Source organism: Pseudomonas sp. MWU12-2029 (assembly GCF_023242425.1).
GTDB lineage: Bacteria > Pseudomonadota > Gammaproteobacteria > Pseudomonadales > Pseudomonadaceae > Aquipseudomonas > Aquipseudomonas kribbensis.
Genome location: NZ_JALJDY010000007.1, coordinates 180,282 through 193,941, shown reverse-complemented (window position 1 = coordinate 193,941; position 13,660 = coordinate 180,282). Strand labels below are relative to the sequence as shown.

Annotated in this window: 11 protein-coding genes; all 11 read right to left on the bottom strand. The window is 60.0% G+C overall.

Annotated features, from left to right (window positions below; translation table 11 throughout):
- Positions 1–7: 7 nt before the first annotated feature.
- Positions 8–247 (bottom strand): lipopolysaccharide assembly protein LapA domain-containing protein, encoded by a 240-nt coding sequence (locus tag M5B44_RS19080; RefSeq protein WP_248740164.1) that lies wholly within the window; start codon positions 245–247, stop codon positions 8–10.
- Positions 248–277: 30 nt separating this feature from the next.
- Complete coding sequence (gene ihfB, locus M5B44_RS19075) at positions 278–574, bottom strand: integration host factor subunit beta (protein WP_003189779.1); 297 nt, start codon at positions 572–574, stop codon at positions 278–280.
- A gap of 152 nt (positions 575–726) precedes the next feature.
- Positions 727–1,005: a hypothetical protein gene (locus M5B44_RS19070; protein WP_134827705.1), complete on the bottom strand. Its 279-nt coding sequence runs from the start codon at positions 1,003–1,005 to the stop codon at positions 727–729.
- Positions 1,006–1,211: 206 nt separating this feature from the next.
- Positions 1,212–2,897, bottom strand: a complete 1,686-nt coding sequence (rpsA, locus tag M5B44_RS19065) for a 30S ribosomal protein S1 (RefSeq protein ID WP_007950918.1) — start codon at positions 2,895–2,897, stop codon at positions 1,212–1,214.
- 120 nt (positions 2,898–3,017) lie between these two features.
- A complete protein-coding gene (gene cmk, locus M5B44_RS19060; RefSeq protein ID WP_007950916.1) occupies positions 3,018–3,707 on the bottom strand; it encodes a (d)CMP kinase in 690 nt (229 codons plus the stop codon).
- A complete protein-coding gene (locus M5B44_RS19055) occupies positions 3,704–5,911 on the bottom strand; it encodes a bifunctional prephenate dehydrogenase/3-phosphoshikimate 1-carboxyvinyltransferase (protein WP_248740261.1) in 2,208 nt (735 codons plus the stop codon). The genes cmk and M5B44_RS19055 overlap by 4 nt, the downstream gene beginning before the upstream one ends.
- A 28-nt stretch (positions 5,912–5,939) precedes the next feature.
- Positions 5,940–7,052: a histidinol-phosphate transaminase gene (gene hisC / locus M5B44_RS19050; RefSeq protein ID WP_248740163.1), complete on the bottom strand. Its 1,113-nt coding sequence runs from the start codon at positions 7,050–7,052 to the stop codon at positions 5,940–5,942.
- 13 nt (positions 7,053–7,065) lie between these two features.
- Positions 7,066–8,160 (bottom strand): prephenate dehydratase, encoded by a 1,095-nt coding sequence (pheA, locus tag M5B44_RS19045; RefSeq protein ID WP_007950913.1) that lies wholly within the window; start codon positions 8,158–8,160, stop codon positions 7,066–7,068.
- On the bottom strand, positions 8,160–9,245 hold the full coding sequence (gene serC / locus M5B44_RS19040) for a 3-phosphoserine/phosphohydroxythreonine transaminase (RefSeq protein ID WP_248740162.1): 1,086 nt from the start codon (positions 9,243–9,245) through the stop codon (positions 8,160–8,162). Before serC ends, pheA begins: the two co-directional genes overlap by 1 nt.
- Positions 9,246–9,309: 64 nt before the next feature.
- Positions 9,310–12,093 carry a DNA gyrase subunit A gene (gene gyrA / locus M5B44_RS19035; RefSeq protein WP_248740161.1) on the bottom strand — a complete coding sequence of 928 codons (2,784 nt, stop codon included), beginning with the start codon at positions 12,091–12,093 and terminating at the stop codon, positions 9,310–9,312.
- Between the two features lie 412 nt (positions 12,094–12,505).
- On the bottom strand, positions 12,506–13,582 hold the full coding sequence (gene mtnA, locus M5B44_RS19030) for an S-methyl-5-thioribose-1-phosphate isomerase (RefSeq protein WP_114884665.1): 1,077 nt from the start codon (positions 13,580–13,582) through the stop codon (positions 12,506–12,508).
- Positions 13,583–13,660: the final 78 nt, after the last annotated feature.

The window sequence follows — 13,660 nt, the reverse complement described above, 5'->3', positions numbered from 1 at the left end:
GCCGGTTTCAGACAAGACGCTTGCGTGCTGCTCTGGACGAGCGTCTCAGAAACAGGCCGAATATAGGACCGACAAACATACCGAACAACAATGCCAGCACCACGACCAGAGACACTGGAAGCTCCGGACCTGCCCAACCTAAAAACAACAACGAAACCGATTGCTGGTTCTCAAGTACAAACGCAAGAACTGCCAACACCAGCAACAGAATAAAAACGCCAAGAAGTACGCGCCTGAGATTACGCACGAGCATCTCCCTGATAATCAGCAACGAGGATCAAACGCCCTCCTCCTCTTCTTCATTCACGCGATCGCGCAGCTCTTTGCCTGGCTTGAAATGCGGAACAAACTTGCCGTCAAGACTGACAGACTGGCCGGTCTTTGGGTTGCGACCGACTCGCGGCGCGCGATAATGCAAGGAAAAGCTGCCAAAACCACGGATCTCGATACGATCTCCAGTAGCCAGGCATTGGGACATTTGTTCAAGCATAGTCTTGATGGCCAACTCCACATCCTTCGATGAGAGCAGCCCTTGATGGGTGACAATTCGTTCGATCAACTCCGACTTCGTCATATTTTTCCCTTCTTTTTCAAGCAGCTAGATCAGCGCTTGAAAGGTTTTAGCACGCCCGGAAGATTTTGAACAGCCCAGGGGTTGACATATCTTTCTCCACATCGAAACGCCCATTTTCAGGGCACCCAGCCACCTGCCCACGCAATGCGCTCTCACCGACAGATCACCAGCATGGTACGAGTGACATAGCCTGCAGGATTGAAGCCGAAGGGAAACAAATCCTCATCCTTGGCATCATCCGATCGGGTGACCACCTTATAACCCGCTCCCTTGCATTCTTTCGCCGCACGTTTTTGACACTTTTCCCAACCCGACCCCAAACCTGAGCAATCAACCTCAATGCCACTGACGCCGCGCACCGCATGAGTCTTGGCACTGGTAGTACAGCCCGCCAAAGCCAACATGCCCATCAAGACAATAAACTTGTTCATTCACTTCCTTATGCCAGGCACTACGCCCGACTACTGCGATCTTCAGACTAAGCCTAGACGCGAATAGACGATTGATCCGATTAAAGAAACAGACCGCCGCACAAAGGGAATGGTTTCACCGGGACAACACACAGCATGACGCCACACCAAATCGCAGGCACAAAAAAGGGCGACCGAAGTCGCCCTTTTTAATGATCAGACAGAACTCAGTTCTGTTTGGCCATTGCTTGACGCAGCAGTGCCGCCATGGTGGTGTCAGCTGCTTCGCCTTCCGGAGCTGCTTTCAGGCTCTGGATGGCTTCTTTCTCTTCAGCATCGTCTTTCGATTTGATCGACAGCTGGATTACACGGCTCTTACGATCAACGCTGATGATCTTGGCTTCTACTTGCTGGCCTTCTTTCAGGACGTTGCGCGCGTCTTCAACGCGGTCACGGCTGATTTCGGAGGCTTTCAGAGTCGCTTCGATATCGTCGGCCAGAACGATGATGGCGCCTTTGGCGTCAACTTCTTTCACGGTGCCAGTAACGATTGCGCCTTTGTCGTTAACCGAGACGTACTCGGAGAACGGATCGCTTTCCAGTTGCTTGATACCCAGGGAGATACGCTCACGCTCCGGGTCAACCGACAGGATAACGGTGTCCAGCTCGTCGCCCTTCTTGAAACGACGTACGGCTTCTTCGCCCACTTCGTTCCAGGAGATGTCGGACAGGTGAACCAGACCGTCGATGCCGCCGTCCAGACCAATGAAGATACCGAAATCGGTGATCGACTTGATGGTGCCGGAGATCTTGTCGCCCTTGTTGAACTGGCCAGAGAAGTCTTCCCATGGGTTCGACTTGCACTGCTTGATGCCCAGGGAGATACGACGACGCTCTTCGTCGATGTCCAGAACCATGACTTCCACTTCGTCGCCGACTTGTACGACTTTCGAAGGGTGGATGTTCTTGTTGGTCCAGTCCATTTCCGAAACGTGTACCAGACCTTCAACGCCTTCTTCCAGCTCAGCGAAGCAGCCGTAGTCGGTCAGGTTGGTTACACGAGCGGTAACGCGAGTGCTTTCTGGGTAACGGGCTTTGATAGCAACCCATGGATCTTCGCCCAGTTGCTTCAGGCCCAGGGAAACACGATTGCGCTCGCGATCGTATTTCAGAACCTTGACGTCGATCTCGTCGCCAACATTGACGATTTCGGAAGGGTGCTTGATACGCTTCCACGCCATGTCGGTGATGTGCAGCAGGCCGTCCACGCCGCCCAGGTCGACGAATGCGCCGTAGTCGGTGAGGTTTTTGACGATACCTTTGACTTGCTGGCCTTCTTGCAGGGATTCCAGCAGAGCTTCACGCTCGGCGGAGTTCTCGGCTTCCAGGACGCTGCGACGGGAAACGACAACGTTGTTGCGCTTCTGGTCCAGTTTGATGACCTTGAATTCCAGCTCTTTGCCTTCCAGGTGCGTGGTGTCGCGCACTGGACGGACGTCAACCAGGGAACCTGGCAGGAACGCACGGATGCCGTTAACGTCGACAGTGAAGCCGCCTTTAACCTTACCGTTGATAACGCCCTTGACCACTTCCTCAGCTGCGAAGGCTGCTTCCAGAACGATCCAGCATTCAGCGCGCTTGGCTTTTTCACGGGACAGCTTGGTTTCACCGAAACCGTCTTCAACCGAGTCCAGAGCAACGTGAACTTCGTCACCGACGTTGATGTTCAGTTCGCCAGCGTCGTTGTAGAACTGCTCCAGAGGGATCAGTGCTTCGGACTTCAGGCCAGCGTGAACGGTTACCCAGCGAGCTTGGTAATCGATATCAACGATAACACCGGTGATGATGGAGCCTGCCTGAAGGTTCAGGGTCTTTAGGCTTTCTTCAAAGAGTTCCGCAAAGCTTTCGCTCATTTTAATTCCTGTTGATTAGGGCGAAAAAGTACGCCCATCTCCACATCCCAGACGATGTGGGTTAGTTTCATTAAAAAGAAGCACCACAGGACTATGACTGGTCCCCTGCGGCCTTCTTGGTCACCCGGCGATATCGCGAATGGCGATCTCGCTCATGATGCGTTCAAGCACCTGATCGATGGACAACTCCGTGGAATCCAGCTGTATCGCGTCGGCCGCCGGCTTGAGCGGGGCCACCGCTCGCTGGGTATCACGCTCGTCGCGCGCACGGATCTCATCTAGCAGACTCGACAGACTAACACCCTCGACTTTGCCCTTCAACTGCAAATATCGCCGGCGCGCCCGCTCCTCGGCACTGGCGGTCAGGAAAATCTTCAGCGGCGCATTCGGAAATACCACCGTTCCCATGTCACGACCATCGGCCACCAGGCCCGGCGTTTCCTGGAACGCGCGCTGGCGCTGCAGCAGCGCCTCGCGCACAGCCGGCAACGCAGCCACCTGGGAAGCGCCGGAACCGACGCTCTCGGTGCGGATGACATCGCTGACTTCGTCACCTTCCAGAATGATGCGCTGCAACTGACCATCGGTCGCCGCGATAAACTGTACATCCAGATGAGCGGCCAGTTTCTTCAGCAGCTCTTCATTGGTCAGATCGACACCATGATTGTGCGCAGCAAACGCCAGCAGGCGATACAGCGCGCCGGAGTCCAGCAGATTCCAGCCCAGACGCTTGGCCAGAATCCCGGCCACGGTACCTTTGCCCGAGCCGCTTGGCCCATCGATGGTGATGACCGGAGCAATGTTGTTCACGACTGAGCCTCTTGCGCCACACGAATGCCGACCTGCGCGCACAGCGCCAGGAAGTTCGGGAACGATGTCGCGACGTTGGCACAATCATGGATGCGGATCGGTGCAGTGGCGCGCAACGAGGCCACGCTGAAAGCCATCGCGATGCGGTGATCGCCATGACCATGCACTTCGCCGCCGCCGATCTGGCCGCCGTCGATGATGATGCCGTCCGGGGTCGGTTCGCACTTGACGCCCAGCGCCAGCAAACCGTCCGCCATGACCTGGATACGATCCGATTCCTTGACCCGCAGCTCTTCGGCGCCGGTCAGTACGGTGCGCCCTTCGGCGCAGGCTGCCGCCACGAACAGTACCGGGAACTCGTCGATGGCCAGAGGGACCAGCGCTTCCGGAATCTCGATACCTTTGAGTTTAGCTGCTCGCACGCGCAGGTCGGCAACCGGCTCGCCACCCACTTCACGCTGGTTTTCCAGGGTGATGTCGGCACCCATCAGGCGCAGGATGTCGATCACGCCGGTGCGGGTCGGGTTGATGCCGACGTGTTCGAGCACCAGCTCCGAACCTTCTGCGATCGACGCTGCCACCAGAAAGAACGCCGACGACGAGATGTCGCCCGGCACTTCGATGTGGGTCGCGGTCAGCTTGCCGCCGGACTCAACCGATGCCGTGGCACCGTTGACGCTCACCGAATAACCGAAGCCGCGCAACATACGCTCGGTGTGGTCGCGAGTCGGAGCCGGCTCAGTCACAGTGGTCTTGCCTTCGGCGTACAGACCCGCCAGCAGCAGGCAGGATTTAACCTGGGCACTGGCCATCGGCATGGTGTAGGTCAGGCCCTTGAGCTTGTGACCGCCACGAATGGTCATCGGCGGACGACCTTCGGCAGCGGTTTCAATCACGGCGCCCATTTCCCGCAGCGGGTTGGCGACGCGATTCATCGGACGCTTGGACAGCGAAGCGTCACCGGTCAGGGTGCTGTCGAAGTCCTGCGCGGCCAGCAGGCCGGACAGCAGGCGCATCGAAGTGCCGGAGTTGCCCAGATAGATAGGGCCCGGTGCAGGTTTCAGGCCGTGCAGGCCGACACCATGGATGGTCACGCGGCCATGATGCGGGCCTTCGATGACCACGCCCATGTCGCGGAACGCCTGCAAGGTCGCCAGAGCGTCTTCGCCCTCGAGGAAGCCTTCGACTTCGGTGACGCCTTCAGCCAGGGAGCCGAGCATGATCGAACGGTGGGAAATCGATTTGTCACCCGGTACGCGAATCCGACCGGACAGGCGGCCACCAGGTTGAGCCAGGAAGATCAGATCGTTGGAATTCATAGCGTCCACATAGGCCCTGCGGGCCAGGATTTTACTGAAATGCTCGCGGGCAACCCGGGCGCGCGTGAAGACGCCCAACAATTGGTGCCCATCCCCTGCATCGACCGCGTCGCGCAAGGCGTCGAGGTCGCTGCGAAATGTATCGAGTGTGCGCAGGACAGCCTCGCGATTGGCGAGAAAGATGTCATGCCACATGACCGGGTCGCTTCCGGCGATTCTTGTGAAATCGCGAAAACCGCCCGCAGCGTAACGGAAGATCTCAAGATTTTCATTGCGCTTGGCCAGCGAATCGACCAGACCAAAGGCCAGCAGGTGCGGCAGATGACTGGTCGCCGCCAGTACTTCATCGTGACGCTCGACCTGCATGTGCTCGACATCGGCACCGAGTTCGCGCCACAGGCGATCGACCACCGCCAGTGCAGCCGGATCGGTCTGCTCCAGCGGGGTCAGTATCACCTTGTGACGACGAAACAGCTCTGAGTTGGAGGCTTCCACCCCGCTCTGCTCGGAGCCGGCAATCGGATGACCCGGCACGAAGCGCGCCGGCATGCCGCCGAACGCTTCGCTCGCCGCACGCACCACATTGCCCTTGGCACTGCCGACGTCCGTCAGGATCGCTTGCCCCAGATCCATGCCGGCCAGACGGGCCAGCACTTTTTCCATGGCCAGGATCGGCACCGCCAACTGGATCACGTCCGCGCCCTGGCAGGCAGCCACCAGATCCTCTTCGCAGCGATCCACCACACCCAACTCGACCGCCAGCTTGCGTGATTGCGGATCGAGATCGACCCCGACCACTTCGCGGCACACGCCGCTTTCACGCAAGCCTTTGGCAAACGAACCACCGATCAACCCCAGACCGACCACCACCAGGCGCCCGATCATAGGTGCAGCAGATTGCAGCGCAGTGACATCACCCACGAGCCAGAACCTTGCGCAGCGCTTCGAGGAAGCGGCTGTTTTCCGCCGGCAGACCGATAGTCACCCGCAGATGGTTCGGCATGCCGTAGTTGGCCACCGGACGCACGATCACGCCTTCACGCAGCAGGCCCTGGAACACCGGAGCCGCCACTTGGCCGAGGTCGACACAGATAAAGTTGCCCTTGGACGGAATCCAGCTCAGGCCCAACTCGAGGAAACCCGCTTCCAGCTGTTGCATGCCGGACTCGTTGAGCTGACGGCTCTGCGCCAGGTATTCCTCGTCCTTCAGCGCCGCACACGCCGCAGCCAAGGCCAGGCTGTTGACGTTGAACGGTTGCCGTACGCGGTTCAGCACGTCCGCCACTACCGGAGTGGAGAGGCCATAACCAACGCGCAGCGCCGCCAGACCGTAGGCCTTGGAGAAGGTGCGCGAGACCAGCAGATTCGGGTAAGCCGCGAGGAAATCCAGACCATCCGGCAGATCGCTGCCTTCGGCGTATTCGATGTAAGCCTCGTCCAGCACCACCAGCACGTGCTCCGGTACGTCCTGCAGGAACTCGTCCAGCGCTTCGGCGCCGAACCAGGTACCGGTCGGGTTGTTCGGGTTGGCGATGAACACGACGCGGGTGTTGGCGTCGATGGCGGCCAGCATCGCTGGCAAGTCATGCCCCCAATCCTTGGCCGGAACCACTTTGGCCTGAGCGCCGACCGCCTGGGTCGCGATCGGGTAGACCGCGAACGCGTGCTCACTGAACACCGCGTTCAGGCCCGGCGCCAGGTAGGCGCGCGCCACCAGCTCGAGAATGTCGTTGGAGCCGTTGCCCAGGGTCACCTGATTCAGCTCGACACGACACTGCTCGGCCAGCAGGGATTTCAGGGCAAAACCGTTACCGTCCGGATAACGGGTCAGCTCGTCCAGCGCCTCGCGGATCGCGGTCAGCGCTTTCGGGCTCGCACCCAGCGGGTTTTCGTTGCTCGCCAGTTTGACGATGCTCGCCGGATCCAGATCCAGCTCGCGCGCCAGTTCGTCCACGGGCTTGCCCGGAACGTATGGCGAAAGTTGTTGCACGCCCGGCTGTGCCAGAGCGAGGAAGTTGCCACTCATTTGCTACCACCCCTTAGAGAACTGCTTTCGGGTAGGAACCCAGCACCTTGAGTGCTACTGCTTCCTGACTGATCTTTTCCAGTACACCTTTGATCAGCGGATCACGATGATGGCCGACGAAGTCGATGAAGAACACGTAGGTCCATTTGCCGCTGCGCGACGGCCGGGTTTCGATCCGGGTCAGGTCGATCCCGTTGTCATGGAACGGCACCAGCAGCTCATGGAGCGCGCCGGGCTTGTTGCTCATGGACACGATGATCGACGTCTTGTCGTCGCCGGTCGGCGGCACTTCCTGGTTACCGATCATCAGGAAGCGCGTGGAGTTGTCCGGACGATCCTCGATCTTCTCGGCCAGACGGGTCAGGCCGTACAGCCCGGCCGCCATGTCACCGGCGATCGCCGCCGAATTCCACTCACCCTTGACCCGCTTGGCCGCCTCGGCGTTGCTGGACACCGCCACGCGCTCGACATTCGGATAATGAGCATCCAGCCATTTGCGGCACTGGGCCAGCGACTGGGCGTGGGAATAGATCCGGCTGATGCTGTCGGTCTTGGTGTTTTCACCGACCAGCAGATGATGGTGAATCCGCAACTCGACTTCGCCACAAATCACCATGTCGTGCTCGAGGAAGCTGTCGAGGGTGTGGTTGACCGCGCCTTCGGTGGAGTTCTCCACCGGCACCACGCCAAAATTCACCGCACCGGCCGCCACTTCGCGGAACACTTCATCGATCGCCGCCATTGGCTTGCTGATCACCGCGTGACCGAAGTGTTTCATGGCCGCCGCTTGCGTGAAGGTGCCCTCAGGCCCCAGATAAGCCACTTTCAGCGGGTTCTCGAGGGCGAGGCACGAAGACATGATTTCGCGGAACAGCCGCGCCATCTCTTCGTTGCCCAGCGGCCCCTTGTTGCGCTCCATCACGCGCTTGAGGACCTGCGCCTCACGCTCGGGACGATAGAACACCGGCTGCTCGCCCTCGGCCAGACTGGCCATCTTGACCCGGGCAACCTCTTCGGCGCAGCGCGCGCGATCGCTGATCAGTTGGAGGATCTTCTCATCAAGGTTATCGATGCGAACGCGCAGCGCCTTGAGTTCCTGCTCGGACATCAGGAATGCTCCTTCTCGAACTCAGCCATGTAGCCAACCAGCGCTTCAACCGCCTCCAGGCCCAGAGCGTTGTAGATCGAGGCACGCATGCCGCCGACCGAACGATGACCCTTGAGGTTGAGCAGGCCACGAGCATCGGCGCCGGCCAGGAATGCCTTGTCCAGACGCTCGTCAGCCAGGCGGAACGGCACGTTCATCCAGGAGCGGGCATTGACGCTGATCGGGTTGGTGTAGAAGTCGCTGTTGTCGATGAAGCCGTACAGGCGATCTTTCTTCGCCTTGTTGCGCTGCTCCATCGCGGCGACACCGCCCTGCTCCTTGAGCCACTCGAAAACGAGGCCCGAGAGGTACCAGGAATATGTGGCCGGGGTGTTGTACATCGAACCGTTGTCGGCCGAGATCTTGTAGTCGAGCATGGTCGGGCACGAACTGCGGGCGCGACCCAACAGGTCTTCACGGACGATCACTACAACCAGACCGCTCGGGCCGATGTTCTTCTGCGCACCGGCGTAGATCAGGCCGTACTGCGACACATCGATCGGACGCGAGAGGATATCGGAGGACATGTCGACCACCAGCGGAACGTCACCGGCCTCGGGAACCCAGTCAAACTGCAGGCCGCCGATGGTTTCGTTGGACGCATAGTGCAGATAGGACGCACCCGGGGTCAGCTTCCATTCGTTCTGGCCAGGAATGGCCAGGTAGTCATAAGGCTTGGCGCTGGCGGCAACGTTGATGTTGCCGAAGCGACGCGCTTCCTCGATGGCTTTTTTCGACCAGATGCCGGTCTCGACATAGTCGGCAGTGCCGTTCTCGGGTAGCAGGTTCAGCGGAATCTCGGCGAACTGCTGGCTTGCGCCGCCCTGCAGGAACAGCACTTTGTAGTTGGAGGGGATGGACAGCAGATCGCGCAGGTCCTGTTCGGCTTTTTCGGCGATGGCCACGTAGTCGTCGCTACGATGGCTCATTTCCATGACCGACAGGCCCTTGCCGTGCCAGTCGAGCATCTCGGACTGGGCACGCAACAGGACAGCTTCAGGCAGCGCAGCGGGACCTGCGCAGAAGTTAAAGGCTCGTTTGCTCACATCCACTCTCGCTATGCAATCACGGTAGCGGACAGAGCAAACACTCTGCCCTGCTACGATTTGGTTAGTCTTGCGACTCTTCTTCGTCTGCGGCGTCCGCCTGCAGGTTGTCGACCGCATCGTCCGGTTCGGCGCCGATCACGCCTTCTTCCAGTTCGACACCATCTTCACCTTCAAACTCTTCACCCTCGACTTCCGACGGCTCCTGGACCCGTTCCAGACCGACCAGGGTTTCATCCTTGGCCAGCTTGATCAGGGTCACGCCCTGGGTGTTACGACCCAGGCTGGAGACTTCGTCGACACGGGTACGCACCAGCGTGCCCTGGTCGGAAATCAGCATGATCTCTTCACCGTCCTGCACCTGAACCGCACCGACCAGACGGCCGTTACGCTCGTTGCTGACCATGGCGATAACGCCCTGACCGCCACGCTTGTATTCAGGGAACTCGGTGATCGCCGTGCGCTTGCCGTAGCCACGCTCGGAAGCCGTCAGGATCTGGCTGCCCTCTTCCGGGATCAGCATGGAAATCAGTTTCTGCCCTTCCGGCAGACGCATGCCACGCACACCGCGAGCGGTACGACCCATGGCGCGGACTTCGGATTCCTTGAAGCGAGTCACCTTGCCGCCGTCGGAGAACAGCATGATTTCCTGCTCGCCATCGGTGATGGCAGCGGAGATCAGGATGTCGCCCTCGTCCAGCTCCAGCGCGATCAGACCGACGCTGCGCTGACGGCTGAAGGCCACCAGCGGGGTCTTCTTGACGGTACCGTTGGCGGTCGACATGAAGATGAACGGTGCCTTCTTGCGGTCGGCAGCCTTGATGCGCGCGCGGCGCTCTTCTTCGGTTTCGTTGCTGTTTTCGATGTCTTCTACATCTGCCTCGGCGCCTTCGACTTCTTCTTCATCAGCCTGACGCTTCATGGCTTCGAGATCGACCGGCAGCATGGTGGTGATGTATTCACCGTCATCCAGCGGCAGCAGGTTGACCAGCGGACGACCACGGGCGGCGCGGGACGCTTCCGGAATCTCGTAGGTCTTGAGCCAGTACACCTTGCCCTTGCTGGAGAACAGCAGCAGCGTGGTGTGGCTGTTGGCGACCAGCAGGTGAGCGATGTAGTCCTCATCCTTCACGCCGGTTGCCGACTTGCCTTTACCGCCACGACGCTGAGCCTGGTACGCAGCCAGTGGCTGGGTCTTGGCATAACCACCGTGGGAGATGGTCACGACGCGCTCTTCTTCCGGGATCATGTCGCCCAGGGTCAGGTCGAGGCGTGCATCGAGAATCTCGGTGCGGCGCACGTCGCCGTATTCGGCACGGATCACTTCCAGCTCTTCGCGGATCACTTCCATCAGGCGCGTGGCGCTGTTGAGGATGCGGATCAGCTCGCCGATCTGGTTGAGGATCTCTTGATACTCGGCCAGCAGCTTTTCGTGTTCCAGGCCGGTCAGACGGTGCAGACGCAGCTCCAGAATGGCTTGCGCCTGTTCCGGCGACAGGAAGTACTTGCCGTCGCGCAGACCGTATTGCGGATCGAGGTTTTCCGGACGGCACGAATCGGCACCGGCGCGCTCGACCATGGTCATCACCGCGCTGGATTCCCACGGCGTGCTGACCAGTGCTTCCTTGGCTTCCGACGGAGTCGGCGAAGCCTTGATCAGCGCGATCACCGGGTCGATGTTCGACAGGGCGACAGCCTGGCCTTCGAGGATGTGACCACGCTCGCGGGCCTTGCGCAGTTCGAATACGGTACGGCGGGTAACCACTTCACGACGGTGACGGACGAAGGCTTCCAGCAGATCCTTGAGGTTCAGGATCCGCGGACGACCGTCGATCAGCGCAACGATGTTGATGCCGAATACCGACTGCAGCTGGGTCTGGGCGTAGAGGTTGTTGAGGATCACCTCAGGCACTTCGCCGCGACGCAGTTCGATCACGACGCGCATACCGTCCTTGTCGGACTCGTCGCGCAGTTCGGTGATGCCTTCGAGTTTCTTCTCTTTTACCAGCTCGGCGATCTTCTCGATCAGACGCGCCTTGTTCAGCTGGTAAGGGAGTTCGGTGATGACGATCTGCTGACGGCCACCGACCTTGTCGATGTCTTCGATGATCGAACGGGCACGCATGTAAATGCGGCCACGGCCGGTGCGGTAGGCTTCGATGATGCCGGCGCGACCGTTGATGATCGCGGCGGTCGGGAAGTCCGGACCGGGGATGTATTGCATCAGCTCATCGACAGTCAGCTCGGGGTTGTCGATGAGGGCCAGGCAACCGTCGATGACTTCACCGAGGTTGTGCGGCGGAATGTTGGTCGCCATGCCCACGGCGATACCGCTGGAACCGTTGACCAGCAGGTTCGGCACGCGGGTCGGCATGACCGCCGGGATCAGTTCGGTGCCGTCGTAGTTCGGCACCCAGTCCACGGTTTCCTTGTGCAGGTCGGCCAGCAGCTCGTGCGCCAGCTTGGTCATGCGCACTTCGGTGTATCGCATGGCCGCGGCGTTGTCGCCGTCCACCGAACCGAAGTTGCCCTGACCGTCCACCAGCAGATAACGCAGCGAGAATGGCTGGGCCATACGGACGATGGTGTCGTACACCGCGGTATCACCGTGCGGGTGATACTTACCGATCACGTCACCGACGACACGGGCAGATTTCTTGTACGGCTTGTTGAAGTCGTTGCCCAGCTCGCTCATCGCGAACAGCACGCGACGGTGCACGGGCTTCAAGCCATCGCGCGCATCCGGCAGTGCACGGCCGACGATCACGCTCATCGCGTAATCGAGATAGGACTGTTTCAGCTCGTCTTCGATATTGACCGGGAGGATTTCTTTGGCCAGTTCGCCCATGAGAAGCCTGATTCCTTTTTCTGGTGAAACTTCGCCATATCCATAGGGGACGCACGAAGCTCGTCGATGCAGGCCGAGTGCCATGCGCCGACTTACGACAAATCGACAAGTTGACCCTGGATTTGCGCAGTGAAGACAACCCCGTGGGACTGCCTCGGAAAACGCCGGATGTTATCACAAGAGCCGCCACGCACCTATCCCCCAGATGCGCATGGAGCATAGTTAGATGACCGATGACAGGCTTAACGGGGACGAGAGAGGCTCAGAGCTTCTCCGAATGCAAATTTCGAGACGAAATTGCGGATGTTTATTGACTTTCAGGGCCTCATCGCTGGCAAGCCAGCTCCCACCGAGGCCATGTCTGGCACAAAACCTGTGGGAGCGATGGCAGCTTACCGGGCGATGAACACCCTTAATGCAGGCGCTTGCGGCACATCAACTGCGCCATTTTCGCGGTATCCGGGCGTTCGACGATGCCTTTTTCGGTGACGATCGCATCGATCAGGTCCGCCGGCGTCACGTCAAACACCGGGTTGAACGCCTCCACGTCTGCCCCGACACGCTTGCCGCCGACCTCCAGCAGTTCGGCACCGTCGCGCTCTTCGATCGGGATGTCATCACCACTGGCCAGGTTCATGTCGATGGTCGAACTCGGCGCCACCACCATGAAACGCACGCCGTGGTGCATGGCGTTGACCGCCAGTTGATAGGTGCCGATCTTGTTCGCCACGTCGCCGTTGGCGGTGATGCGGTCGGCGCCGACGATCACCCAGGTCACGCCCTTGGTTTTCATGATGTGCGCGGCGGCGGAGTCGGCGTTGAGGGTCACCGGAATGCCTTCGTTGGCCAGTTCCCACGCGGTCAGGCGCGAACCCTGCAGCCACGGACGGGTTTCGTCGGCGTAGACGCGCTCGACCATTCCCTCGATAAAGGCGGCGCGGATCACCCCAAGCGCCGTGCCGAAACCGCCGGTGGCCAGGGCACCGGTATTGCAGTGGGTCAGAATCGCCTGGGCGTTGCCCTGATGTTTGCGGATCAGGTCGACGCCGAGCTGGGCCATGGTCAGGTTGGCTTCGCGATCGCTTTCATGAATGGCGATGGCCTCGGCTTCGAGCGCTTCCAGCGGATCGGCGTTGTCCTTCAGGCGATCCAGCCGGTCGTGCATGCGGTTCAACGCCCAGAACAGATTGACCGCCGTCGGGCGGGAATCGGCCAGCAGCATGAAATCCTCTTCCAGCGCCGCATACCAGTCGCCACCTTCGGCGATCCGGGCACGGGCCGCCAGCACGATGCCGTAGGCGGCACTGATGCCGATGGCCGGCGCACCGCGCACCACCATCGAGCGAATCGCTTCGGCCACGCCGGCGGCGCTGGTGTAGGCGATCCAGTTTTCCTCGAACGGCAAAACGCGCTGATCCAGCAGGTGGAGCGCGCCATCACGCCAATCGATGGCCTTCACTTTCTCCGCAGCCAACAGTCGATCGCGCATCCCTCACCCCGCACTCATGAACAAAAGCCGCCGATTATAGCGATCCCCCCGCGAAGACGCTCGGGTATACTTCGCCAT